Source organism: Ruegeria sp. C2 (assembly GCF_056537765.1).
This window is the reverse complement of record NZ_JBQFRZ010000001.1, coordinates 851400-874205: the sequence shown is the minus strand read 5'-3', so window position 1 is coordinate 874205 and position 22806 is coordinate 851400. Positions and strand designations below refer to the sequence as shown.

Genomic DNA, 22806 nt, shown 5'->3' with positions numbered 1-22806 from the left:
TTCTTATAGACAAATAGAGCGGAACCAATGAAAATTGGACAAAGGGAGTAGTGTTCATATCGAGTTGCATTTTTGGGAGGTGAGCTTGGTTTGTATTCCAAAGTTTTGAAAAGATTTATTTATTTTGTAATCTGCGCTGTTTTGGTGGCGTTCAGTATCGGTGTTCTATGGATCAGATCAGCAGATTTTCATTCCGAGGGTCTTTTGTTTGGATATTGGCGGTTCCGTGATGTCGCGCTTGCGATATTGATCCTAGGATTGGCATTGGCGTTTGCCGTCGCAGGTCTCGGGCGGCAAGCATCCTTAGTTTTTTGGGCGACTATAACACCGTTGGTTTTGTTCCTAATACTGCTGGAAGGCGTTGGTCGACTTGGATTTGTCGACTGGGACGCTCTGTTTGGAAAGAGGATCGCGAATACAGAAAGCCCTGGCTGGGCATTGTTGCCGAACACAAGCGTATCTGGGCAAACTTATCAGGACATTGCATCCATGATGCAGGTACCCAGCGATCCAATCGAGTTTGATTTCAGAACGGATCGGTACGGTTTTCGGAACTCATCAGACAGTGAGGCAGATATCGTCATTCTTGGCGACTCGGTTGTGTTGGGTGCGCTGGTACCCAAGGCAATGACTGTCGACAGTATCGTATCCGAAGCGCTGGATCTGCCGGTGATGCAAGCGGCTTTGCTGGGCATATCGGTGCAGGAACAGCAGAAAATGCTGTTGGAGTCCGGTGTGCCGTTGAAAGACAAGCTTGTTGTCCAGTTTCTATTTGAAGGTAACGATCTGCTGGATTCAGCGGAATTTCGGCAGCCCGCTCAACCACAGTCGGATGAACCCCCAGTTCGTCGACAGTCTTCGATCACCAGAAATATCTGGTTGCGCCTTGTTCAAATGAGCAATCCACGAAAAGCGCTAAACAGCTGCAAAATTGAAGGCTCAGACTATCTGTTTTTATGGACCCGTAAGTCTTTTGCGGGCTTCGAAGATGAATTCTCCGCTATCACGGCCGCGATCGTGACGTTTAAGGAAAGGCTGGCTGATGTCGGCGCAGACTATGCATTGATTTTTGTACCAACTAAGTACCGCGTATTACACGAACTCTGTGATTTTCCTGAAATCAGTGTCATAAGTTCTCCCTCGGAGAATCTGTCTGATCTACCTGAAATCGCGGCGTCCTGGGCTATGGATGTCGGGATTCCCTTTTGGGACGTGACGCAGCATTTGAAAGATGCGGCTCATTCGGGAAATTATCCTTGGTTTTGGGGGGATACCCATTGGAACGCAGAAGGTCACAAGGCAGCGGGTATTTCGGTGGCGGACTGGTTAGGCAACCGATAAATACGTGTTCTCAGGCACGTGTTTTTGACGCGACCTTGTGCACAAAGGCCTCCGGTTTTGTGCAGAGAGCGAAGGGTGGGGCAGTCAGAAGCCTTTAAGCCTGAGGTGCCCATATAAGAGAACCTGCTCTCCGAGGATGGATATACCCTGTTTGTACCGCGATGACGGTACCACTCTGTGCTGGTGGACAAAACACCCCCACCACCAGAACCATCTGAGGGGCCAACTCACCAGAACGAAGGTATGCGGTATCAGCCGCGCCAAGTGCGGATGTCGCCACAATCCATGTGTACGAAGTTCGAGCGGTAGTACTGCCCAACGCCACCTGCGCGGCAGGACATTGCGGCTTTGGCCATCTGAGAGACGGAGCGGGACGACAAGCGCAGATCGGCGGCTTGGCCCTTCATGTGAAGCGAGTTTTTGGCCACTCCGCGCGATCGGGAGCGTAGCATTGCATTGGTCTTGGGAGAGCGATAGCCCGAAAGCAGCATATAGGGCTCGCTGACATCCAGCATATTGTGCGCGGCGGCCATGATATCGATGGTGCGCAGGTCCATGGGTTTGACCTGATCATTGCGCCAATCACGCATGAAGTAGTTCACTTCTTTGACGGCGTCCTTGATGTATTTGCCATCGACCCAATATACCATATCCAGACGCTCACCCGTGCGGCCTGAATACATGCGAATGCGGCGAATATCGCCCCCTCCGCGGAGGAATCCTGCTGCCTTGGAATAGGTCGGAGCTGCTACGACTGCCGTTGCGGCGAATGCGCCCAATAAGGCACGCCGGGTCACGCCCGATGCACTGCTCTTGGTCATTTGTGTTTCGTCCCGTACTGTTCCTGCCTGCACACGATGTTACGCGCGCTGTATTAATTTTTTCCCATCCCAGATGCGGGAGTTATGGCACAGACGGATTCAACAGCCAAGAAATCTTTGGCCGCAGCTGAATCAAGGGGGAATTTTCGGCAGTTTTTTGCGCAACTGATGCAAGTATGCTTTGATCTACAGCAGTTGGCTGCGCCGCCGATGCAAACACGCACCAGAGGCGAAAAGATGCACTTTGGTGATGCATTTGTGAATAGACAACAATCGCACAGCTTAACATTATCATTGGACGCGTCCAAGCAGTGCGCGTCAAGCTATTGAATAACCAAGGTCATCTCATGTCGTTTGTTTCCCGTTCCCGCGTTTTGCTTTTCACCCTACTGGCATCTACGGCATCCTTTGCTCAGGCGAGCACGGATGGAACAGCCTTTCAGATGGCCGTTGCCGAGAACACGGCATCAGCACCCGTTTTGGCCGAATTTTACCGTGATAACGGTTTTGATCCGGTATGGGTCGGCGACACTTCCGAACATGAAGCGCGGCGTGCGGCTTTGATCAAGGCACTGTCAACAACCGATCTGCACGGGTTACCTGCCGCGCGTTATGACGTGCAATCGTTGATGGACCAAATGCGGCAGGCGCGGACCACTCGCGATCTCGGTCGGGTCGAGGCGGAAATGAGCCGTGTCTTCGTAAAATACGCACGTGATCTGCAATCCGGGACTGTGACGCCGTCGCAGATCGACAATGGGCTCGTCCGCAAGATTGAACGACGCTCGGCCAGTGAACACCTTCGACGGCTCACCACGTCGGAGGGCGGGAGCTATCTTAAGGATCTGATGCCGCAATCCCCACAGTATCTGGCGCTGATGAAGCAGAAGAGGGTGTTGGAAGATTTAATCTCACAAGGCGGATGGGGCGCGACCGTACCAATCACCAAGCTGGAGCGCGGGGATACCGGCCCAAGCGTCCTCAAACTGCGGAACCGGCTGGTGTCGATGGGTTACCTCAAGCCGACCGCCAGCCCGACCTATGATGGCGCGCTGATCGAGGCCGTCAGGGCGTTTCAGACCGCGCATGGTTTGGAACCAGATGGCGTTGCAGGCAAAGGTACGATCACCGAAGTCAATCGCCCTGCGTCGGATCGGCTCAAGGCTGTGCTCGTTGCGCTTGAACGGGAACGTTGGCTTCCGGAAGAGCGTGGCGCGCGCCACGTATTGGTAAATCAGGCGGACTTTTCAGCCAAGATTGTTGATGACGGTCGGGTCACTTTCGAAACCCGCGCCGTGATTGGGAAGAACACGAGTGATCGCCGCAGCCCCGAATTCTCGGACGAGATGGAGCATATGGTGATCAATCCCAGCTGGTATGTACCACGCTCGATCATCACCAAGGAATACCTGCCAAAGCTGCAATCCAATCCGAATGCGGTCGGCCATATCCAGATCACTGACCGTAGTGGTCGGCAGGTAAATCGCGGCGCCGTGGATTTCACCCAATTCACCGCTCGGAACTTCCCGTTTTCGATGCGGCAACCCCCGAGCCAAAGCAATGCATTGGGCTTGGTGAAGTTCATGTTCCCCAACAAGTACAACATCTATCTGCATGATACGCCTCAGAAATCTCTGTTTACACGAGAGGTGCGCGCCTTCTCGCATGGCTGTATCCGGTTGGCGCAACCGTTCGAGTTCGCATACGCGCTGTTGGCCAAGCAGGAGGAAGATCCGAAGGCGTTTTTCCACCGCGTGCTGAACACAGGGAAAGAAACCACCGTGAAGCTGGATAAAAAAGTTCCGGTACATCTGATCTACCGCACCGCCTATATCGGCCCGAAGGGCGACGTTCAGTACCGCCGCGACGTCTATGACCGTGACGCCAAGATTTGGAAGGCGTTGCAAAAGGCAGGGGTGGTCCTGCCGGACGTTCAGGGGTAATCACGAGGGCAAGTCCTGCCATAAGGAAGCCCGACATGCAGTTCACCGTTGAGCAAATCGCCGAAGCCATCGGGGCCGAGGCCGCTGGTCAGACAGGCCTGACCATCCTACGCGCCGCCGAACCGGGGGATGCCGGGCCAACCGATCTGGCGATGGCGATGTCTCCGAAATATGCCGAGGCACTGGCGAAGGGATCTGCGCGGGCGGCTGTGCTTTGGGATGGTGCCGACTGGCAGTCCTTGGGCCTTGAGGCGGCGATATTCGTACAGCGGCCGCGGATGGCGATGGCGGGAATTACGTCAATGCTGGATCGCGGGCAGGGGATCGAGCCTGGAATCCATCCATCTGCCGTGATTGATCCAACTGCCGAGATTGGTGCGGACGTATCCATCGGGCCGCTGGCCGTCATCGGCGCGCGCGCTCAGATCGGGGCCGGCTCGGTCATCGGTGCGCATTGCGTGGTCGGCATGGATGCGCTGCTGGGTAAGAACGCCTTACTGCGCGAAATGGTAAGCATCGGGGCACGGGCACAGATCGGAGATCGTTTTACCGCCCAGCCGGGGGCGCGCATCGGGGGCGATGGGTTCAGCTATGTCACTCCCGAGGTATCGGGTGCAGAAAACGCCCGAAAAACGCTGGGTGATCAAGGAGATGCCAAGGCGCAGAGCTGGTTGCGAATTCATTCCTTAGGTGCGGTCGAGATTGGCGATGATGTCGAAGTAGGATCAAACTGCACGGTCGATTACGGGACCATTCGCAATACGGTGATCGGGAGCGGGTCCAAGCTGGATAACCTCGTGCATGTGGGCCACAACACGCGCGTCGGGCAAGATTGCCTGTTGTGCGGCCAAACCGGGGTTTCGGGATCGGTCGAGATCGGGAACAACGTCGTCCTTGGCGGTCAGACCGGCGTGGTCGATAATATTTTCATCGGTGATGGCGTGATTTCTGGTGGCGGTACAAAGATTCTGTCGAACGTGCCCGCGGGGCGCGTCATCATGGGCTATCCTGGCATCAAAATGGAAAGCCATACCGATATTTATAAGGCACAACGCCGTCTGCCGCGTATGGCCCGTGACGTCGAGGCGTTGAAAAAGGCTGTTTTCAAACAGCCGCCGAGCGATTAAATCATCCCCAACGCGAAAATCAGGGGACCGATATGAGCATCAGCGACCGCGTCATTGCAATCATTGCCGAGCAGGCCGTTCTGGAGCCTTCGGACGTGACGCCCGATAGCACGCTCGAAGATCTGGGTATCGACAGCCTGGGTTTGGTCGAGAGCATCTTTGCCATCGAAGAAGAGTTCGACATCTCGGTACCCTTCAACGCCAACGAGCCTTCGGCCAGTGATTTCGATATCACCAACGTGGCTGCGATCATTGCGGGTATTGAAAAGCTCGTGGCGGAAAAGGTCTGACGCCGGGCTATGAAACGCGTTGTCATTACGGGTGCGGGCACCATCAACTCGCTGGGTCATTCGGTGCCCGATACTTTCGAAGCAATGCGCGAAGGTCGTTGCGGCATTTCCGAGCTGGAGTTCAGAGATGTCGAGCGTCTGTCGATCAAGATCGGCGGTCAGGTACGTGGCTTTGAGGCAGAGGCTCGGTTCAACCGCCAGCAGATGAGCCTTTATGACCGCTTCACCCAGTTCACTCTGATTGCGGCGAAAGAAGCGATCGATCAGTCTGGGATCGTGTTTTCGGGCGAAACTGCTGCGCTGTCCGGTGTGGTTCTTGGGACTGCCGGTGGCGGGGTTTCGACCTGGGACGACAATTACCGCTCGGTCTATGAAGATGGTAAGAACCGGGTCCATCCGTTCGTTGTACCGAAGCTGATGAACAACGCAGCAGCCAGCCATGTCTCGATGGAGCATAACCTCAAAGGGCCCAGCTTTACGGTATCGACGGCCTGCGCCTCGTCCAACCATGCGATGGCGCAGGCGTTTCAACTGGTTCGCAGTGGTGCCGCACCTGCCATGGTCACAGGCGGATCGGAATCGATGCTGTGCTTTGGAGGGGTCAAGGCATGGGAAGGGCTGCGCGTGATGTCCAAAGATGCTTGCCGCCCGTTCAGTGCCAACCGGAATGGCATGGTTCAGGGCGAAGGTGCAGGCATCTTTGTGTTCGAAGAATACGAACACGCACGGGCCCGGGGGGCAGATATCCTGTGCGAGGTTGTAGGATTTGCGATGTCGTCAGATGCCGCTGATATCGTGATGCCAAGCAAGCAAGGGGCCTCCCGCGCCATGGCCGGTGCGCTGAAGGACGCGCGCCTGAATGCCAGCGATGTATGTTATATCAACGCGCACGGGACGGGCACGGCGGCCAATGACAAAACGGAATGCGCTGCGGTTGCCGGTGTGTTTGGCCCGCATGCGGATGAACTGATGATCTCATCCACCAAGTCGATGCATGGCCATCTCATCGGTGGGACCGGCGCGGTCGAATTGTTGGCATGTATCATGGCGCTGCGCAATGGCGTGATCGCTCCGACCATTGGTTATGAAGAGCCCGACCCGGAATGCGCACTGGACGTAGTGCCCAATGAAGCACGTGAAGCAAAGGTCAATGTCGCCCTCAGCAACGCATTTGCCTTTGGCGGTCTGAACGCCGTTCTTGCGCTGAAACGGATATAAGAAAGCCGCCGTGTAAGAACGGCGGCTTTGTAAAGTAACCCTTGAGGCTTATCTCACCGAAACATTCAGTCCATCAAATGCTGAGGTGAAGCCCGAAAGCGACATATCCATGTTCAACACCTGATCCGGAAGGCGGGCAGGAACCAGCGACAGAACCGCCTTGGAGCCTGCTTTCATCGCGTCGATATCGCCCTGGGTAAATCCGAGCTGCGCAATACAGCCGACCGAAACGCAGTGATGATAATTGTACAGCTTACGCGGCGCGCCATCGATCGACACCGCCAGCTGCGCCTGCAGCAGCGTCTCTAGCGGAACAACCACATTTGCCCATGCAACGGCTGCGCCGCCTTCCGGCAGTTTGCCGAGCGACACTTCGGCAATGGGATCGCCTTGTTGATTGTTGAGAATCTGAACCATCGCGCAGGGATCTTCTTCTTCCTGCGTCTTGATGCAGGAGATGTTCCAATCACCAACCTGCTCACGCACATATTGCTCGCCGATCCGAGGGCCTGATTGACCCAGGTCCAGATCGCTCCCTACTTCGGCTTCGGCCTCAGGGGCATCTGTGGTTTCCTGTGCATAGGCCGCACTGCTTAGCAATGCAGCAGCAACCAGATTTAAAGGGAGAAGTTTCCTGATCATGAATGCCTCATCTTTATGATCCCGCTTTTTGATCCGTCTATCACTCTGTGCTTGTGGTGTCAGGCTCAAACCGAATACCTGCGCTGGAATTGAACGGATTTTTGCCGAAACGGGATAAAGAGACCGCGTTACAGCCAAAGAAAAAGGGAGCCGGTGGAGCGGCTCCCTTCATGAAATTTTTCTCCCCGTCGGACTGGCCGACTTAGTTATGCGCAGACGTTACGAAAGGGGAACCCAAGGGTCAACTGCTAAGCCAAAGAATTTAACTATTCGAGACCTGAATCTTGCCATATTTCGTAAAAAAGCCGCGCCCGAAGGCACGGCCAGTCGACAGGGAGGAATTTGCCCCACCGCGACAATGCCGCGATGAGGTGAGATTTACTCTCGCAGCCAAAGGTTAACTTTGTATGCTTGGCGCAGATCGGTAGAACTGGGACAGATATTGAATGGACAACAAGATCTTTATCGGCGGCGCGGGCGAAGGATACAGCCACGCGCAAGGGCTTTCGTTGAAATACGCCAACCGACACGGCTTGATCGCAGGGGCGACGGGTACCGGGAAAACGGTCACGCTGCAAATTCTGGCCGAAGGGTTCTCGCAGGCGGGGGTCCCCGTTTTTCTAGCCGATGTCAAAGGTGATCTGTCGGGGCTGGCGTTGCCAGGGAGCGCTGATCACAAGCTGCATCAGGCGTTCATGGATCGGGCAAACCGTATCGGGTTTGATGCATTCTCCTACAACGCATGCCCAGTGACTTTCTGGGACCTGTTCGGAGAACAAGGGCATCCGGTGCGCACCACCGTGACTGAGATGGGGCCGCTGTTGTTGTCGCGGTTGCTGGAGCTCAGCGAGGCACAGGAAGGTATTCTCAACATCGCCTTCCGCGTGGCGGACGAAGAAGGGATGCCTCTGCTGGATCTGAAGGATCTGCAGGCGCTGCTGGTTTGGATCGGCGAAAACAGGGCGCAGCTGTCTTTGCGCTATGGCAATGTCTCGACCGCATCGATCGGAGCGATTCAGCGCCGTCTGCTGGTGTTGGAAAACCAGGGCGGGACTAATTTGTTTGGTGAGCCTGCGCTTGAACTCTCGGATCTGATGCGGACCGATGAGAACGGGCAGGGGATGGTCAATATTCTCGCCTCGGACAAATTGATGGGTGCGCCGCGTCTTTACGCAACCTTTCTGCTGTGGCTTCTAAGCGAGCTGTTTGAGGAATTGCCCGAAGTCGGAGACCCGGAAAAACCCAAACTGGTCTTCTTCTTTGATGAAGCGCATCTGCTGTTCGAGGACGCGCCCAAGGTTCTGGTCGATAAGGTCGAACAGGTCGCGCGCCTGATCCGCTCGAAAGGCGTTGGGGTGTACTTCATCACGCAAAACCCGGCAGATATTCCCGAGGATATCCTCGGGCAATTGGGCAACCGGGTGCAGCACGCTCTGCGTGCATTTACTGCAAGGGATCGTAAGAATCTGCGCCTGGCGGCTGAGACCTATCGCGAGAATCCGGCCTTTGACACCGAAACTGCCATCCGTGAAGTCGGCGTGGGTGAAGCGGTGACCTCGATGCTGCAGAAGAAGGGCGTACCGGGCGTTGTTGAACGGACGCTGATCCGGCCTCCGGGCTCGCAACTCGGGCCGATCACGAAGGCTCAGCGCAGGACGGTGATGGATGCCTCAGCAATGCAGGCGAAATATGGCGAGAGGGTCGATCGGAAATCGGCTTTCGAGATCCTTCAGGCCCGGGCTAATGCAGCCGCACAGGCGGCGGCAGAGGCCGAATCTGAGGAGGTTTTGGAGCAACAAAACCCAATGCAGCGCGAATACGCGTCGGCTCGTAGATATTCGGGCAGCCGCGTCGGACGGTCCTCGTCACGCGTTGCGCGCAAGAAAGATTCATTTGCAACAGCGATGAGCGAGGCGGTGATAAAGGAACTGAAAGGAACGACCGGGCGCCGCATTGTGCGCGGGATACTGGGTGGCCTGTTCCGAAATCGATAGAGAATGAGTGAGGCGCCCCGCAATATATCAGGGGCGCCAGATCTGTTAGCGATTCAGACGACGCAGCCCTTCCTGGCGGCAATATCCATCTGCCTCCGGCACCGACATTTTGGTGGCCGGAAAGTCAATCGCACGGTCCCATGTCACACGATCCTGCCGGTACAACTGGCAGGTTACGACACCTTTGGGCGTCTGAACCTTCACCGGAGTGGTTTCAAGTTGCTCGGGCGACGGGATGCATGCGCTCAGCACCGCCAGAAGCGGGGTGGCTATAGCAAAGAATCTGAGTGGTCGTTTCATAGCAAATAAGGTGCTCTTATCCTGGTTAACTTCGTAATCGTTAAAGGGCCTGCCCAAACACAAGTCGTATGAAGACAGAGTGGCGATGTGGTGGATCGCGGGTGGGGCTGTTTAGACCGTTTTGATCACCCATACAATAAACCGCGCCGTCAAACGGCGCGGTAGGGGAAATTCTCACGAAATTTTGCTTATTTCTCGGGGATCAAACCCCTTGGACTGAATCTGAGAACAATCAGCAAGATCAAGCCCATCGTGAACAGGCGCATATGCGCTGCACTATCGATCAGATGCGTCTTGAGAGCGCTGCCATCGGGCATTCCTGAGGTGATCAGGTTCATCAGCCACAAGCCGATGGGTTCAACCTGCACCCAAAGGAACCAGATCAGGAACGCGCCCAGAACGGCGCCGAAGTTGTTGCCTGACCCGCCGACAATGACCATGACCCAGACAAGGAAGGTAAAGCGCAGCGGGTTGTAGGTGCCCGGCGTCAACTGCCCGTCCAGAGTGGTCATCATGGCACCTGCGATACCGCAAATGGCCGAGCCGAGGACGAAGATTTGCAGATGCCGACGAGTGACGTCCTTGCCCATCGCTTCGGCCGCAACTTCGTTGTCACGAATGGCACGCATCATCCGGCCCCACGGGCTCTTCAGTGCCATCTGCGCCATCCACAGCAGCAGCAGCAAGACGATCAGGAACAGCAGCGAATAGCCCAGTTTGACCGAAAGCGTCGAGGCGATCACCGGGTCAATTCCCAACCAATCCGCGCGTGCGATGAACGAGGGGTCTTGCTGCAGCTCAACCTCATAGCCAACCACAGGCGAGGGGCGGGGGATGCCGTAGACATTCTTTACGCCGCGCGCCAGCCAGTCTTCGTTTTTCATGATGGCGATGATGATCTCGGCAATGCCCAGTGTCGCAATCGCCAAATAGTCCGAGCGCAGACCCAACGCGGTTTTGCCAATCAGCCAGGCGGCACCCGCAGCCAGCAATCCCCCGGCAGGCCATGCCAACAGGACCGGCAGGTTCAGGCCACCGATATTGCCTGCAACGGCGGGATCAATCGCCTCAATCGCCGCGATGCTGGGGTCAAAGATTGCACGGTAGACAAAGAAACCAACAACGAGAATACCGATGATGGCCAGCGTTTGCACACGCCCTTTTGGCATCTTCTGCGCAACCATCACTGCCGCAACAACTGTCGCTGCACCCAGCAATAGGGCAAGCACGACGCCATAGCCGCCCGCCGACCAAGCTCCGGGCGTTGGCGGGGTCGAGACCAGCACAACCGCCAGCCCGCCCAGCGCGACAAAGCCCATGACACCAACGTTGAAAAGGCCCGCAAAGCCCCATTGCAGGTTCACCCCAATCGACATGATGGCCGAGATCAAGCCCATGTTCAGGATCAGAATTGCCGCGTTCCAGCTTTGCGTGAAGCCGGTCAGCAGGATCAGAGCGCCGACGACAACAAAAAACAGCGTGTTTTTGACGGGCTCGCTCATATCACTTTCCCCTTGAACAGGCCCGTGGGCTTAAACAGCAGCACGATCAGCAGGATCGCAAAACTGACGGCGAATTTGTAATCAGTGGACAGGAACTGGACCAATCCTGACGGCTCCAGGTTTTCCGGGGCCAGATAGGTCAGAACTTTCTTCCACGCATAGGTGATGGTCACCTCGGAGAATGCGATAATGAACCCACCTGCGATGGCTCCAATCGGATTGCCAAGGCCTCCCACAATGGCCGAGGCAAAGATTGGCAGCAGAAGCTGGAAATAGACAAAGGGCTTGAAGCTCTTGTCCAGCCCGTAGAGCACACCCGCCGTAGTCGCCAGCGCGGCCACGATGATCCAGGTGATCATCACAACGCGTTCGGGGTTGATGCCGGACAGCAGCGCCAGATCCTCGTTATCCGAATAGGCACGCATCGACTTGCCGGTGCGGGTCTTGTTGAGGAACCAGAACAGCAGCGCCACAGCAACAACGGCAACAATCACAGTGATCCCCTGAGAGGTCTTGATCGCCAGCCCTTCCCTCAGCCCGGTCATTGCCTTGAAATCCCGTGCCGAGACGATGAAGCGCGCGCCGTCCGAGAACCTCTGATCATCCGGTCCGATGATGAACCGCACCAGCCCGTTCATGATGAACATCACACCCATCGACACGATCACGAGAATGACAGGTTTGGCCTTTTGTTCCCGGTAGAAGCGATAGACCAGCCGGTCGGTGACCAGCACCAGCACGATACAACCCAGAATGGCAAAGGGCAGCGCGAGCAAAGCGGTCGGCAGCGGCCCGAAACTGACGCCTGCCGCTTGCAAGCCCCACGTGACCAGCACCGCGATCATCGCGCCAAAGGCCATCGTGTCACCATGGGCAAAGTTCGAGAAGCGCAGGATGCCATAGATCAGCGTCACCCCCAAAGCACCCAGCGCCAACTGGCTGCCATAGGCGATTGCGGGAACAAGGACGAAGTTGGAGAGCGCCACAAGGGCGTTGAGGAAGTCCATTATTTACGTTGCTCCGATTGGCAAAAGCCTTCGACGGTCCTTATGAACAGCTTATCGCGGCCAACCAGAGTGTCGCTCAAGACTGCTGTTCCGAGTTCATAGTTGGGCTTGTCGGCGTGAGTAACGCCCTGATAAATATCGAGCCTTGGACTCCCAATGCCGATGCCATAGGCAAACACCGACAAGATTGGATCATCCGTTATACGAATATGAGCCCAAGTACTTGTAGGGTAATCTTCGCCATTTTCGTGCCAAACAACTCTATCATCGAGGGACGATAACATCACCTTCCGGTCATCTTCGAACTCACAATGAAGAACCACTCCGCTTGCATGTTGTTCCGTTTGGAGTGTTGTGCCCTCGGCAGACACGATGCCACCCAGGAAGCACACACAACAAAGGCTGAGAAGACTGGTTTTCATCCTCACCCCCCCAAGAAACTCTTGCGTACTTCGGGATCGGCTAGCAGTTCTTTGCCTGTGCCGGTATAGGCGTTCCGCCCCTGAACCAGCACATATCCCTTGTCCGCGATCTCCAGCGCCTGACGGGCGTTCTGTTCGACCATCAGGATCGGCAACCCGGTACGTGAGACCTCAATGATCCGGTCGAACAGTTCATCCATTACGATGGGCGAAACGCCGGCGGTGGGTTCGTCCAGCATCAACACTTTGGGCTGGGTCATCAGCGCGCGGCCCACGGCGACCTGCTGGCGTTGACCGCCCGACAGCTCTCCCGCAGCCTGATTGCGTTTGTCGCGGAGGATAGGGAACAGGTCATAGACCTGCTCCATCGTCTGGCTGATGTCGTCGCGGCGGATGAAGGCGCCCATTTCCAGGTTCTCTTCCACCGTCATCGAAGTGAAGATGTTCGAGGTCTGGGGCACAAATCCCATGCCACGTACCACGCGATCCTGCGGTGTGAGCGAGGTGATGTCTTCACCGTCGAGCCGAACCGCGCCCGAGCGCACATCCAGCATACCGAAAACGGCCTTCATCGCGGTGGACTTGCCCGCACCGTTGGGGCCAACGATCACAGCAATCTCACCTTTATCGACGGCGATGGTGCATTCGTGCAGGATGTCCGGACCCTTGCCGTAACCACCGGTCATGGTGTCGCCGATCAGAAAAGGGCCGCCCTCAACCCGATGCGTCTCACCGCTTTTGCGATGGGCGGGGGTCATAGTGCCGACGCCATGCGCATTGGTGATCGAGGCGTCCTTGTTGCCTTTATCGTCCTGGTAGGGGTTGTCGCTCATGCACCCGCCTCCAGTTTATCTTTGTTTTTCAGGCCGGTACCCAGATAGGCTTCGATCACATGCTCGTTGGCCTTGATCTCGTCCAGAGTACCCTCGGCGAGCACCTTACCCTCGGCCATGCAAATGACCGGGTCGCAGATCTTGCCGATGAAATCCATATCGTGCTCGATGACGACGAAGGTATAACCGCGCTCCTTGTTCAGGCGCAGGATCGTGTCGGCGATGGTCATCAGCAGGGTGCGATTCACACCCGCACCGACCTCATCCAGGAACACGATCTTGGCGTCGACCATCATGGTGCGGCCAAGTTCCAATAGCTTCTTCTGCCCGCCCGAGACCTGACCGGCCTTGTGATCGGCCAGATGTTCTATGGTCAGGAACTCCAGCACCTCATCGGCCTTAGCCTTCAGCGCGCGTTCCTCATCGGCGATGCGTTTGCGACCGAACCATGTGTTCCAGAGCGATTCACCTGATTGCGCGCCGGGCACCATCATCAGGTTCTCGCGGCAGGTCATCGAGGAGAACTCATGCGCGATCTGGAAGGTACGCAGCAGGCCCTTGTGAAACAGCTCATGCGGGGGCAGGCCGGTGATGTCCTCACCATCCATGAAAACCTTGCCGCTGGTCGGCGGTAGGACCCCTGCGATTACGTTGAACAGAGTGGTTTTTCCGGCCCCGTTCGGCCCAATCAGACCGGTGATCGAGCCCTGTTGGATTTCCAGCGATGCCCCGTCCACCGCATGAAACCCGCCGAAATGCTTGTGCACGTCTTCGACGACGATCATCTTTTCCCCTAGCCGCCGTTTTCGGCGTCGTTGCCCCATCCCCGTGTGAAAGGTGCGGCCTTTTGTCATTGAAACAGCCCGGACACAAGGCCCGGGCTGCTTGTTTTTATGACTGTTAACGCAGGATCAACGGAAGTTGACGGTCTTGTTCTCGCCGTCGGTGACTTCGATCTCACGATACGAGCCAGCGCTTTCGCCGGGGCCGATCAGCTCAACACCCGATGCGCCGACATAGTCGATCTCCTGACCGGCAGCCAACAGTTCCAGACCTTTGGCCAGTTCACCCGGATAGATCTTCTCACCCGGAGCGTTGGCAACGTCCATGATCTTGGCGCCGTAGTCAGCCGCGTTGGTCGAACCTGCGGCCTGCATGGCCAGCATGAACAGCGCTGCTGCATCATAGCTTTCCGGCGAGTAGGGCGACGAGCCGTCGAAACCGGCGGCTTCGGCCATGGCAAAGTACTTCTCAGCACCTTCACCACCCGAACCGGCGATCTGACCGAACGAACCGTTCAGGTCGGGACCAACGTTTGCAGGTAGCGAGTCACCGATCATGCCGCCGGGCAGACCGAAGGTGTCAAACGCACCGCTGTCCAGCGCCGATTGGATGATGCCCAGACCGCCTTGGTCCAGATAGCCCGCAACGACCAGAATGTCGCCACCGGCCGAGGCCAGCGCGCCAACTTCTGCCGAATAGTCGGCTTTGCCGTCTTCGTGCGCAGCAACGATGGTGACTTCACCACCCGAAGCCTCGAACGAGGACTGGATCGCATCTGCCAGACCCTTGCCGTAGTCGTTGTTGGTATAGGTCAGCGCGATCGAGCTGATGCCACGATCGTTCAGAATGTCAGCCATCACCTGACCCTCACGCGCATCCGACGGCGCGGTGCGGAAGAACAGGCCGTTGTCTTCCATGGTCGACAGGCCCGGCGAAGTGGCGGAGGGTGAAATCATCACCATGCCGTTCGGGATCGCGACGTTTTGCAGGATCGCACCCGTGACGCCGGAGCAGTCGCCGCCGATGATACCGGCAACGCCGTCTGCGATCATACGTTCGCCGTTCGAGGTGGCCAGACCGTTGTCGATGCAGCCCGTGTCGGCGCGGGTCCCGGTGACGGTCGCACCGTCCAGCAGTTTCCCGGATTCGGTGACCTCGGCCATCGCCATTTCGGCGCCCGAACCCATGGCAGGTGCGAGCGATTCGATTGGGCCGGTGAAGCCGAACAGCACGCCCAGTTTGACGTCTTCGGCCATTGCGGTACCCGCCAGCAGAGCGGTGGCTGCAGTTGCAGTCAGCAGCTTTTTCATATGGTTACTCCCTATTGTGAACGTATTCGTTCTGCGCACGACCCTAGGCAAGCCATGCGAAAAAGAAAAGTCCTAACGCAAACGTGTTTTTGTGGGGCATAAACCTATTTGTTCTCATGATGATAAAACCGCCTGCCTGAGGAAGAGATCATGAAGTTCAAAGCGTTTGCGATTCTAATCCTGCTGTCTAGCGCGGGGATTGTCCGCGCCGATATCCTCGAAACGTCAGAAGGCGCGGTTCTTGTCCAACCTATGATCGAAGAGCTCGATACCCCTTGGGCGGTCGGAATATTGCCAGATGGTTCTTTTCTGGTGACTGAGCGTGACGGGCAGTTGCTGTATGTGTCTGATGGCAAATCCCAGAGAGTGCAGGGCGCCCCGAAAGTTTCTACAAACGGGCAGGGCGGTTTGCTGGATGTGACAATTGCACGAGACTTCGGCCAGACGCGTGAGATTTTTTTGACCTTTTCCAAGCCGCAAAGCGGTGGGGCGGCAGGCACCGCGCTCGCGGTGGCGCGTTTATCGGAAAACGGCAAGCGTCTGGCCAACACGCGGATCATCTTTGAGGCCCTTCCCGGCGGCTCCGGTGGACGTCATTTTGGCTCACGCGTTGTCGAGGCCAATGATGGAACGCTCTTTGTCACGATTGGAGACCGGGGGGATCGGCCGCAGGCACAGAACCGGACAAATCACATCGGATCCGTGATCCGGATTAATCGTGATGGATCGGTGCCTTCGGACAATCCGTTTGTAGGGCAAGGCGATATTCGCCCTGAAATCTGGACCTATGGCCACCGCAATCCGCAAGGGGCCGGTTTGGATGCTCAGGGGCGTCTTTGGACTGCCGAGCACGGTGCGCAGGGTGGTGACGAGGTAAATCTGATTCAGCCGGGGCGAAACTATGGTTGGCCCGTTATTTCGTATGGCAAGCACTACTCAGGCAAGAAAATCGGAGAAGGCACCGCAAAAGAAGGCATGGAGCAACCGCAGCACTATTGGGACCCGTCCATCGCGCCCTCTGGGCTGATGGTATATTCTGGTAAGCTTTGGCCGAGCTGGGCTGGAAACCTTTTCGTGGGGTCACTCAAGTTCGATTACATTTCCCGGCTGGCTGGGACACCGTTGCGCGAGGTCGAGCAGATAAAAGGCCCTGAAACGGAACGCGTACGCGATATCGTCGAAGCGCCCGATGGGTCGATCTGGTTTATTTCTGTAGGTGAGGGAGCAGTTTACAGGATGACACCTGCCAAGTAACACAGAAGCATCACAACCTATTGGAATGCTTTATGACGCGAGTTCTGATTATTGTCGTTGCGCTTTTTTCCGCTATGCCCGCTCTGGCCGAAGAGTTTTCATCCTACGAAGGGTATCAGAGCTTTTTGGACAAGAAGATGAAGAACCGGGAATTCTCTACTGTAATCAGAGATTTCGGAGGTGCGGATGAATATACTGAGCAAGAGCTGGCCCGCATCCAGACCCAGCTTCGAGATGTGGTTCCTTATTATTTGACAAACGCGGCAGTCATTAAGCGTGTTGAGTTGGAAAATGGCTTTTCGCAGGAGTTGCGAGCCTATTGGAATGACATGAAAAGCTATGTTTACTTCTACGCGCTGTTACATGAACGCGATGACGATTTGATAGTTATTCAGTTCTATCTCAACACCAATCCCGAGGAACTTTTGACAAGGTTCTAGTATTAAACCGACAGCCTCCCGCTCTGCGCACCACGCTCGCGATAGGGCGTGGTGTTATAGTGCGCCCGGTAGCATTTTGAGAAATGGCTGGGCGAGGCAAAACCACAGGCCAGAGCTACGTTGATGACGCTCATATCGGTCTGCATCAGCAGATTGCGCGCTTTGTGCAGGCGTAGCTCCATGTAATACCGCTTGGGCGAGCGGCTGAGATAGCGGCGGAACAGGCGCTCTAATTGGCGGGTGGACATGCCCACATCCTTGGCCAGGATCGAGGGTGAGATCGGCTCTTCGATATTCTTTTCCATCATCAGGATCACCTGACTGAGCTTCGGATGCCGCACCCCGATACGCGTCGGCGTCGACAAACGCTGAGTGTCCTGATCGGTACGGATCGAGGAATAGATCATCTGATCGGCAACCGCGTTCGCAAGATCCTCGCCATAGTCATCGGCGATAATCTTGAGCATCAGGTCAATTGATGAGGTGCCGCCCGCCGTCGTCATCCGGTTCCCATCGACCTGAAACACTGATTTGGTCAGTTCAACAGTGTCGAATTCTTCCGAGAAACTGTCCGAGTTTTCCCAGTGGATCGTGGCCCGTTTGCCTTCCAGTAATCCGGCTTTGGCCAGCGTATAGGCGGCCGTACAAAGCCCTCCGATCTTCAACCCCTTGCGCGCCTCGCGGCGCATCCAGTTCAGAACCCGTTTGGTGGTTGCTGCCTGAACATCAACTCCGCCGCAGATCAGGATCACGTCGTCGCGTTGCAATTCTTCAAGATCGGCATCCAGTTTGAAGGTGGTTCCCGCCGAACACTGTACAAGTTCACCGCCTTCACCGGTCAGTTTCCAGGTGTAGAGCTCCCGGTTCGCCATCCGGTTGGCAATCCGCAGACTGTCGAGCGCAGACGCAAAGGAAAGCAGCGAGAACTTATCCAGCAGAACGAAAACAAAATTGAGCGGCTTGCCCGCTTCTCGATCCACGGTGACAACTTGGCGTTGCTCTTGCATGGCGATGTGTCCTTGATTCGGTGCACGCCGGGTTCGAAACGTCGGCGGATATAGCTGTCACCATGCTCAAAGCTTGTTTGCGGCGTCAAGAGGCGCAAATGTGATATGGTCTCTGACGAATGCATTTTGTATAGAGACCACCTGAATTACCTCAGCGGAGATCCAAGCTATGACCGAATGGCAAAAAACGAACTGGCGCAGCAAGCCCCGGGTTCAGATGCCAGACTATACCGACGCGGCCGCGCTGGCCAAAGTCGAGGCGCAGCTTTCGCAGTATCCCCCGCTGGTTTTTGCAGGCGAGGCGCGGCGTCTCAAGCAACATCTGGGTGCCGCCGGTCGCGGCGAGGCCTTCTTGCTGCAGGGCGGCGATTGTGCTGAAAGCTTTGAACAATTCAGTGCTGATGCGATCCGTGACACGTTCAAGGTGATGCTGCAGATGGCCATGGTTCTGACCTATGGCGCCAAGGTGCCCGTGGTTAAAGTGGGTCGGATGGCGGGTCAGTTCGCCAAGCCCCGCAGCGCCCCGACCGAAGTGTTGGATGGTGTGGAACTGCCCAGCTACCGCGGTGACATCATCAACGAGCTGGCCTTTACGCCCGAGGCTCGCATCCCGAATCCCGGCAAGATGCTGCAGGCCTATACGCAGGCGGCCGCGACGCTGAACCTTTTGCGCGCGTTCTCGACTGGTGGTTTCGCCGATATGAGCATGGTGCATTCGTGGACTCTGGGTTTCACCGATGAACAGGACGTTCAGAAATACTCGGAAATTGCCGACCGCATTCAGGACACCATTGATTTCATGGGCGCTGCAGGCATCACGGCCGATACCACGCATGAGTTCTCGACGGTCGAATTCTACACCAGCCACGAAGGCTTGCTGCTGGAATACGAAGAAGCGCTGACCCGTCTGGATTCGACCTCGGGCAACTGGTTGGCCGGTTCCGGTCACATGATCTGGATTGGTGATCGGACACGTCAGCCCGATGGCGCGCATGTCGAGTTCTGCCGCGGCGTTCTGAACCCGATCGGCCTGAAATGTGGTCCGACAACGACAGCGGAAGACCTGAAGGTCCTGATGTCCAAGCTAAACCCCGAGAACGAAGAGGGTCGCCTGACCCTGATTGCGCGTTTTGGTGCGGGTAAGGCTGGTGAGCATCTGCCACGTCTGATCAAGGCTGTGAAGGAAGAAGGTGCCAAGGTGACCTGGGTCTGCGATCCGATGCATGGCAACACCATCAAGTCGGCGACGGGCTACAAGACGCGCCCGTTCGACTCGGTCCTGCGCGAGGTGCGCGACTTCTTCGGAGTGCATCAGGCCGAGGGCACCGTGCCCGGCGGTGTACATTTTGAGATGACCGGTCTTGATGTCACCGAATGCACCGGCGGCGTACGCGCCGTGACGGAAGAGGACTTGTCGGATCGCTACCATACGGCCTGCGACCCGCGCCTGAACGCGACACAGTCGCTGGAACTGGCATTCCTGGTGGCGGAAGAATTGACCAATCTGCGCCGCGATCGCGTCAAACGTGCCGCGAGTTGAGAGACCGCGACAGTTTAGAAATCAGAACGGCGGGCCACTGACCCGCCGTTTTTCTTAGTCATCGCGGGAAGATACCAGCCGAAGATATGGTTCGGACCGCACAAACTCGCTTTGCTGTTCGGCAAAACCCATAGCCTCATGCGGAGCGGGTTTGGGCGGTTGCCGTAGCTCTGACAGTTCGCGCACCCGATGATCAGTTATCGAGAAACGACGCGGTGTGGTGCCAATCACGCCGTCACTGAGCATGACACCCAGCACGCGGCTGACATCCCCAAGATCGCTTTTAAGCGGCAACAGGATCATACGAGCTTGCAGGCATGCACGGCCCAGTTTGCCTTTTGAGGTCAATCCAAGTTCGACCACAGCCGGTGCCGTGAACACCCGGTCGAGATAGGTTTTGACATCATCACGCGCGCTGGGTTCGAAAAAGGCAGTCAGAGGCATGCCGCGCACCTCCATCCCAGCCAGCTTGTTCAGGTGGCTTCCGGCGAGACGAAACCGTGCCAGACCCGGTGCAATACGTTCGAGTATGAACGTGTATTCCAGAACATTCTCTAACCCGCGAGGATCGATCTGTGACCGCATCGGCACGCCGTCGCCGCCAAGAAGGGCGGTCCAATAAGCTTCGGCCTGACGAATTGGGGACAGGCTGCGCCCGCTGTCAAATCGGTCCATCGCGACGATCTTTCCAAATCCTGAGCCAGAGCCAGTCCCGAAAAAGGTTTTCATTTCATCACCCTATCGTCAATCAGTCGCGATTTTCCTAAAATGCCATCTTTCGGGCATAGCTGGGGTTCATCAGCGCTTCCGACTGTCAGATTGACACGGGTTAATACAATTTTGGATCAATTCTTTAACGAATGGTTAACCGATCGCGTCTCTGCCACAAATGAGCAAGGTCTTGCCCCTAGCCCGTTGTTGGCATTAGGTGCGGCGAGCGGTTTTGACGGAAAGGGCAGGCATGATCAAATCCATGACCGGTTTCGCCTCGGGCAAAGGAGCGTTTGGCCCCCATAGCTGGAGCTGGGAGCTGCGCAGCGTAAACGGCAAGGGACTGGATATGCGCCTGCGCGTGCCGGACTGGTTGACCGGGCTTGAGGCTGCGCTGCGGGGGGAGCTGTCGAAACAGGTCAGCCGGGGCAACGTGACGTTATCGTTACGGCTGAACCGGGAAGAGAGCGCCTCTGACATCAAGCTGAACGTTTCAGCCATGGAGGCCGCTCTGGCGGCGCTATCGCAGACCGAGGCGATGGCCGCTGCGCGTGGTATCGAACTGGCGGGATCCAAGGCCAGTGATCTGCTGACGCTGAAGGGCATGCTTGAAGCGGGTAGCGAAGATGATGATCCCGCTCCGTTGGTTGAGAAGCTCAAGACCGAATTCAGCGGCTTGCTGGCTGCTTTCCTAGACATGCGTAAGGCCGAGGGGCAAGCGCTGGCCGGCATTCTCGGCGGTCAGTTAGATCAGATTTCTAGGCTGACAGAGACGGCTGCCGATCTGGCCGAGCAGCGGCGAGAGGAGATGGCACAGGCGCTAAAGGACAATCTGGCGCGTGTTGTCGATAATGCGCAAGGTGTCGACGCTGAACGAGTCGCGCAGGAACTGGCGCTGATCGCCGTCAAGGCGGACATCACTGAAGAGATCGACCGTCTGGCCGCTCATGTCGCCGCCGCGCGTGCGCTGCTGGATCAGGACGGTCCGGTCGGGCGCAAGCTGGATTTCCTGATGCAGGAATTCAATCGCGAGGCCAATACGCTCTGTTCAAAATCGCAAAATGCCGAGCTGACATCCGTCGGGCTTGAGTTGAAGGCGGTGATCGATCAGATGCGCGAACAAGTTCAGAACGTGGAATAGGAACGAGGGCACACACATGGCAGATCGCCGGGGTCTATTAATCATTCTGTCCTCGCCCTCGGGCGCAGGCAAGTCCACTTTGGCCCGACGTTTGATGCAATGGGACAGCGATCTGGAGTTTTCGATCTCGGCCACCACGCGTGCACCACGACCGGGCGAAGAACATGGGCGCGAATACTACTTCCTGTCAGAAGACGCGTTCAAACAGCAGGTTGCCGATGGGCAAATGCTGGAACATGCCCACGTGTTCGGGAACTTTTATGGCTCACCCGCCGATCCGGTGCGCGAGTCGATCAACAAGGGCCGTGACGTGTTGTTCGATGTCGATTGGCAGGGGGAAGTGCAGATCAGGAATTCGGATTTGGGCAAACATGCGTTGTCGATCTTCATCCTGCCACCGTCGATTCCCGAACTGAGGCGCCGCCTGGAAGGCCGGGGGCAGGACAGCGAAGACGTGATTGCCAAGCGCATGCTGAAAAGCTGGGATGAGATCAGCCACTGGGGTTACTACGATTATGTCCTGATCAACGACGATCTGGACGCGACCGAGGAGAAGCTGAAAACCATCGTCAGTGCCGAGCGGATGCGCCGCATTCAGCAGCCGCGCCTGCAGAACCACATCCGTACCTTGCAGACCGAGTTCGAGGAACAGTCATGACGATCTATGCTTTGGGAGAGCATCAGCCTCAGATTCACGAGGATACCTGGGTCGCGCCTGATGCCAACCTGATCGGTAAGGTGGTGCTGGAACAGGGGGCCTCGATCTGGTTTGGCTGCACAATCCGCGCAGATCACGAAGAGATTCGCGTTGGTGCGGGCAGTAACGTGCAGGAAGATTGCGTGATGCATATCGATGCCGGATACCCGCTGACCATCGGCGCGAATTGCACCATCGGGCATAAGGTCATGCTGCATGGATGCACGATCGGGGACAACTCTCTGATCGGCATGGGGGCTATCGTTCTGAACGGGGCAAAAATCGGTAAGAATTGCCTGATCGGGGCAGGGGCCCTGATCACTGAAGGCAAAGAGATCCCTGATAATTCGCTGGTCATGGGAACGCCGGGCAAGGTTGTGCGTCAGCTTGATGATGAGGCCGCGCAACGCCTGACGCTGAGCGCGCTGCACTATCAGGACAACATGCGCAAGTTCCGCGAAACGCTGAAACCGGTCTGATATC

Annotated in this window: 23 protein-coding genes; 12 read left to right on the top strand and 11 right to left on the bottom strand. The window is 56.6% G+C overall.

Annotation, left to right across the window (positions count from 1 at the left end; translation table 11 throughout):
* Positions 1-90: 90 nt before the first annotated feature.
* On the top strand, positions 91-1341 hold the full coding sequence (locus ACR0IV_RS04400) for an alginate O-acetyltransferase AlgX-related protein (protein WP_480657650.1): 1251 nt from the start codon (positions 91-93) through the stop codon (positions 1339-1341).
* A 251-nt stretch (positions 1342-1592) separates the two neighbouring features.
* Here ACR0IV_RS04400 and mepK read toward each other — a convergent pair whose 3' ends face one another.
* Positions 1593-2162: a peptidoglycan L,D-endopeptidase MepK gene (gene mepK, locus ACR0IV_RS04395; RefSeq protein ID WP_480469777.1), complete on the bottom strand. Its 570-nt coding sequence runs from the start codon at positions 2160-2162 to the stop codon at positions 1593-1595.
* A gap of 347 nt (positions 2163-2509) precedes the next feature.
* Between mepK and ACR0IV_RS04390 the strand changes: the two genes are divergently transcribed.
* The 4 genes from ACR0IV_RS04390 to ACR0IV_RS04375 are packed head-to-tail and all read left to right on the top strand — an operon-like array spanning position 2510 to position 6740.
* On the top strand, positions 2510-4105 hold the full coding sequence (locus ACR0IV_RS04390; RefSeq protein WP_480657651.1) for a L,D-transpeptidase family protein: 1596 nt from the start codon (positions 2510-2512) through the stop codon (positions 4103-4105).
* 35 nt (positions 4106-4140) lie between these two features.
* Positions 4141-5232, top strand: a complete 1092-nt coding sequence (lpxD, locus tag ACR0IV_RS04385) for a UDP-3-O-(3-hydroxymyristoyl)glucosamine N-acyltransferase (protein WP_480657652.1) — start codon at positions 4141-4143, stop codon at positions 5230-5232.
* Positions 5233-5264: 32 nt separating this feature from the next.
* Positions 5265-5522: an acyl carrier protein gene (locus ACR0IV_RS04380; RefSeq protein ID WP_480657653.1), complete on the top strand. Its 258-nt coding sequence runs from the start codon at positions 5265-5267 to the stop codon at positions 5520-5522.
* Positions 5523-5531: 9 nt separating this feature from the next.
* Positions 5532-6740: a beta-ketoacyl-[acyl-carrier-protein] synthase family protein gene (locus ACR0IV_RS04375; protein WP_480657654.1), complete on the top strand. Its 1209-nt coding sequence runs from the start codon at positions 5532-5534 to the stop codon at positions 6738-6740.
* 48 nt (positions 6741-6788) lie between these two features.
* Here ACR0IV_RS04375 and ACR0IV_RS04370 read toward each other — a convergent pair whose 3' ends face one another.
* The gene (locus ACR0IV_RS04370; protein WP_480469783.1) at positions 6789-7382 is read right to left on the bottom strand and encodes an invasion associated locus B family protein; all 594 of its coding nucleotides are present in this window, start codon (positions 7380-7382) and stop codon (positions 6789-6791) included.
* Between the two features lie 446 nt (positions 7383-7828).
* On the opposite strand from ACR0IV_RS04370, the gene ACR0IV_RS04365 reads away from it, so the two are divergent.
* The gene (locus ACR0IV_RS04365; RefSeq protein ID WP_480657655.1) at positions 7829-9376 is read left to right on the top strand and encodes a helicase HerA-like domain-containing protein; all 1548 of its coding nucleotides are present in this window, start codon (positions 7829-7831) and stop codon (positions 9374-9376) included.
* A gap of 45 nt (positions 9377-9421) precedes the next feature.
* Here ACR0IV_RS04365 and ACR0IV_RS04360 read toward each other — a convergent pair whose 3' ends face one another.
* The 7 genes from ACR0IV_RS04360 to ACR0IV_RS04330 form a co-directional block, all read right to left on the bottom strand.
* On the bottom strand, positions 9422-9676 hold the full coding sequence (locus tag ACR0IV_RS04360) for a hypothetical protein (protein ID WP_480469785.1): 255 nt from the start codon (positions 9674-9676) through the stop codon (positions 9422-9424).
* A 188-nt stretch (positions 9677-9864) separates the two neighbouring features.
* A complete protein-coding gene (locus ACR0IV_RS04355; RefSeq protein WP_480657656.1) occupies positions 9865-11178 on the bottom strand; it encodes a branched-chain amino acid ABC transporter permease in 1314 nt (437 codons plus the stop codon).
* A complete protein-coding gene (locus ACR0IV_RS04350; protein ID WP_480657658.1) occupies positions 11175-12185 on the bottom strand; it encodes a branched-chain amino acid ABC transporter permease in 1011 nt (336 codons plus the stop codon). The genes ACR0IV_RS04355 and ACR0IV_RS04350 overlap by 4 nt, the downstream gene beginning before the upstream one ends.
* Positions 12185-12607: a hypothetical protein gene (locus tag ACR0IV_RS04345; protein WP_480657660.1), complete on the bottom strand. Its 423-nt coding sequence runs from the start codon at positions 12605-12607 to the stop codon at positions 12185-12187. Before ACR0IV_RS04345 ends, ACR0IV_RS04350 begins: the two co-directional genes overlap by 1 nt.
* A gap of 2 nt (positions 12608-12609) precedes the next feature.
* Positions 12610-13440 carry an ABC transporter ATP-binding protein gene (locus ACR0IV_RS04340; protein ID WP_480657661.1) on the bottom strand — a complete coding sequence of 277 codons (831 nt, stop codon included), beginning with the start codon at positions 13438-13440 and terminating at the stop codon, positions 12610-12612.
* Positions 13437-14225 carry an ABC transporter ATP-binding protein gene (locus ACR0IV_RS04335; protein ID WP_480469790.1) on the bottom strand — a complete coding sequence of 263 codons (789 nt, stop codon included), beginning with the start codon at positions 14223-14225 and terminating at the stop codon, positions 13437-13439. The genes ACR0IV_RS04340 and ACR0IV_RS04335 overlap by 4 nt, the downstream gene beginning before the upstream one ends.
* Positions 14226-14351: 126 nt before the next feature.
* Positions 14352-15533 (bottom strand): ABC transporter substrate-binding protein, encoded by a 1182-nt coding sequence (locus ACR0IV_RS04330; RefSeq protein WP_480469791.1) that lies wholly within the window; start codon positions 15531-15533, stop codon positions 14352-14354.
* 150 nt (positions 15534-15683) lie between these two features.
* Here ACR0IV_RS04330 and ACR0IV_RS04325 point away from each other — a divergent pair, with 150 nt between their 5' ends.
* Both ACR0IV_RS04325 and ACR0IV_RS04320 read left to right on the top strand, forming a co-directional pair.
* Positions 15684-16787 carry a PQQ-dependent sugar dehydrogenase gene (locus ACR0IV_RS04325; protein WP_480657662.1) on the top strand — a complete coding sequence of 368 codons (1104 nt, stop codon included), beginning with the start codon at positions 15684-15686 and terminating at the stop codon, positions 16785-16787.
* 32 nt (positions 16788-16819) lie between these two features.
* Positions 16820-17227 (top strand): hypothetical protein, encoded by a 408-nt coding sequence (locus tag ACR0IV_RS04320; RefSeq protein ID WP_480657663.1) that lies wholly within the window; start codon positions 16820-16822, stop codon positions 17225-17227.
* A 2-nt stretch (positions 17228-17229) separates the two neighbouring features.
* Here the strand turns inward: ACR0IV_RS04320 and ACR0IV_RS04315 are convergent, their stop codons facing one another.
* Positions 17230-18234 carry a GlxA family transcriptional regulator gene (locus ACR0IV_RS04315; RefSeq protein WP_480469794.1) on the bottom strand — a complete coding sequence of 335 codons (1005 nt, stop codon included), beginning with the start codon at positions 18232-18234 and terminating at the stop codon, positions 17230-17232.
* Positions 18235-18403: 169 nt separating this feature from the next.
* Here ACR0IV_RS04315 and ACR0IV_RS04310 point away from each other — a divergent pair, with 169 nt between their 5' ends.
* Positions 18404-19774, top strand: coding sequence for a class II 3-deoxy-7-phosphoheptulonate synthase (locus ACR0IV_RS04310; protein WP_480657665.1), 1371 nt, complete (start codon positions 18404-18406; stop codon positions 19772-19774).
* Between the two features lie 54 nt (positions 19775-19828).
* On the opposite strand, the gene ACR0IV_RS04305 is transcribed toward ACR0IV_RS04310, so the two are convergent.
* Positions 19829-20503 (bottom strand): PAS domain-containing protein, encoded by a 675-nt coding sequence (locus ACR0IV_RS04305; protein ID WP_480469796.1) that lies wholly within the window; start codon positions 20501-20503, stop codon positions 19829-19831.
* A 232-nt stretch (positions 20504-20735) separates the two neighbouring features.
* Here ACR0IV_RS04305 and ACR0IV_RS04300 point away from each other — a divergent pair, with 232 nt between their 5' ends.
* The 3 genes from ACR0IV_RS04300 to ACR0IV_RS04290 are packed head-to-tail and all read left to right on the top strand — an operon-like array spanning position 20736 to position 22802.
* Positions 20736-21626, top strand: a complete 891-nt coding sequence (locus ACR0IV_RS04300; RefSeq protein WP_480657666.1) for a YicC/YloC family endoribonuclease — start codon at positions 20736-20738, stop codon at positions 21624-21626.
* A 16-nt stretch (positions 21627-21642) separates the two neighbouring features.
* Positions 21643-22284, top strand: a complete 642-nt coding sequence (gmk, locus tag ACR0IV_RS04295; protein WP_480469798.1) for a guanylate kinase — start codon at positions 21643-21645, stop codon at positions 22282-22284.
* On the top strand, positions 22281-22802 hold the full coding sequence (locus ACR0IV_RS04290; protein WP_480469799.1) for a gamma carbonic anhydrase family protein: 522 nt from the start codon (positions 22281-22283) through the stop codon (positions 22800-22802). The genes gmk and ACR0IV_RS04290 overlap by 4 nt, the downstream gene beginning before the upstream one ends.
* Positions 22803-22806: the final 4 nt, after the last annotated feature.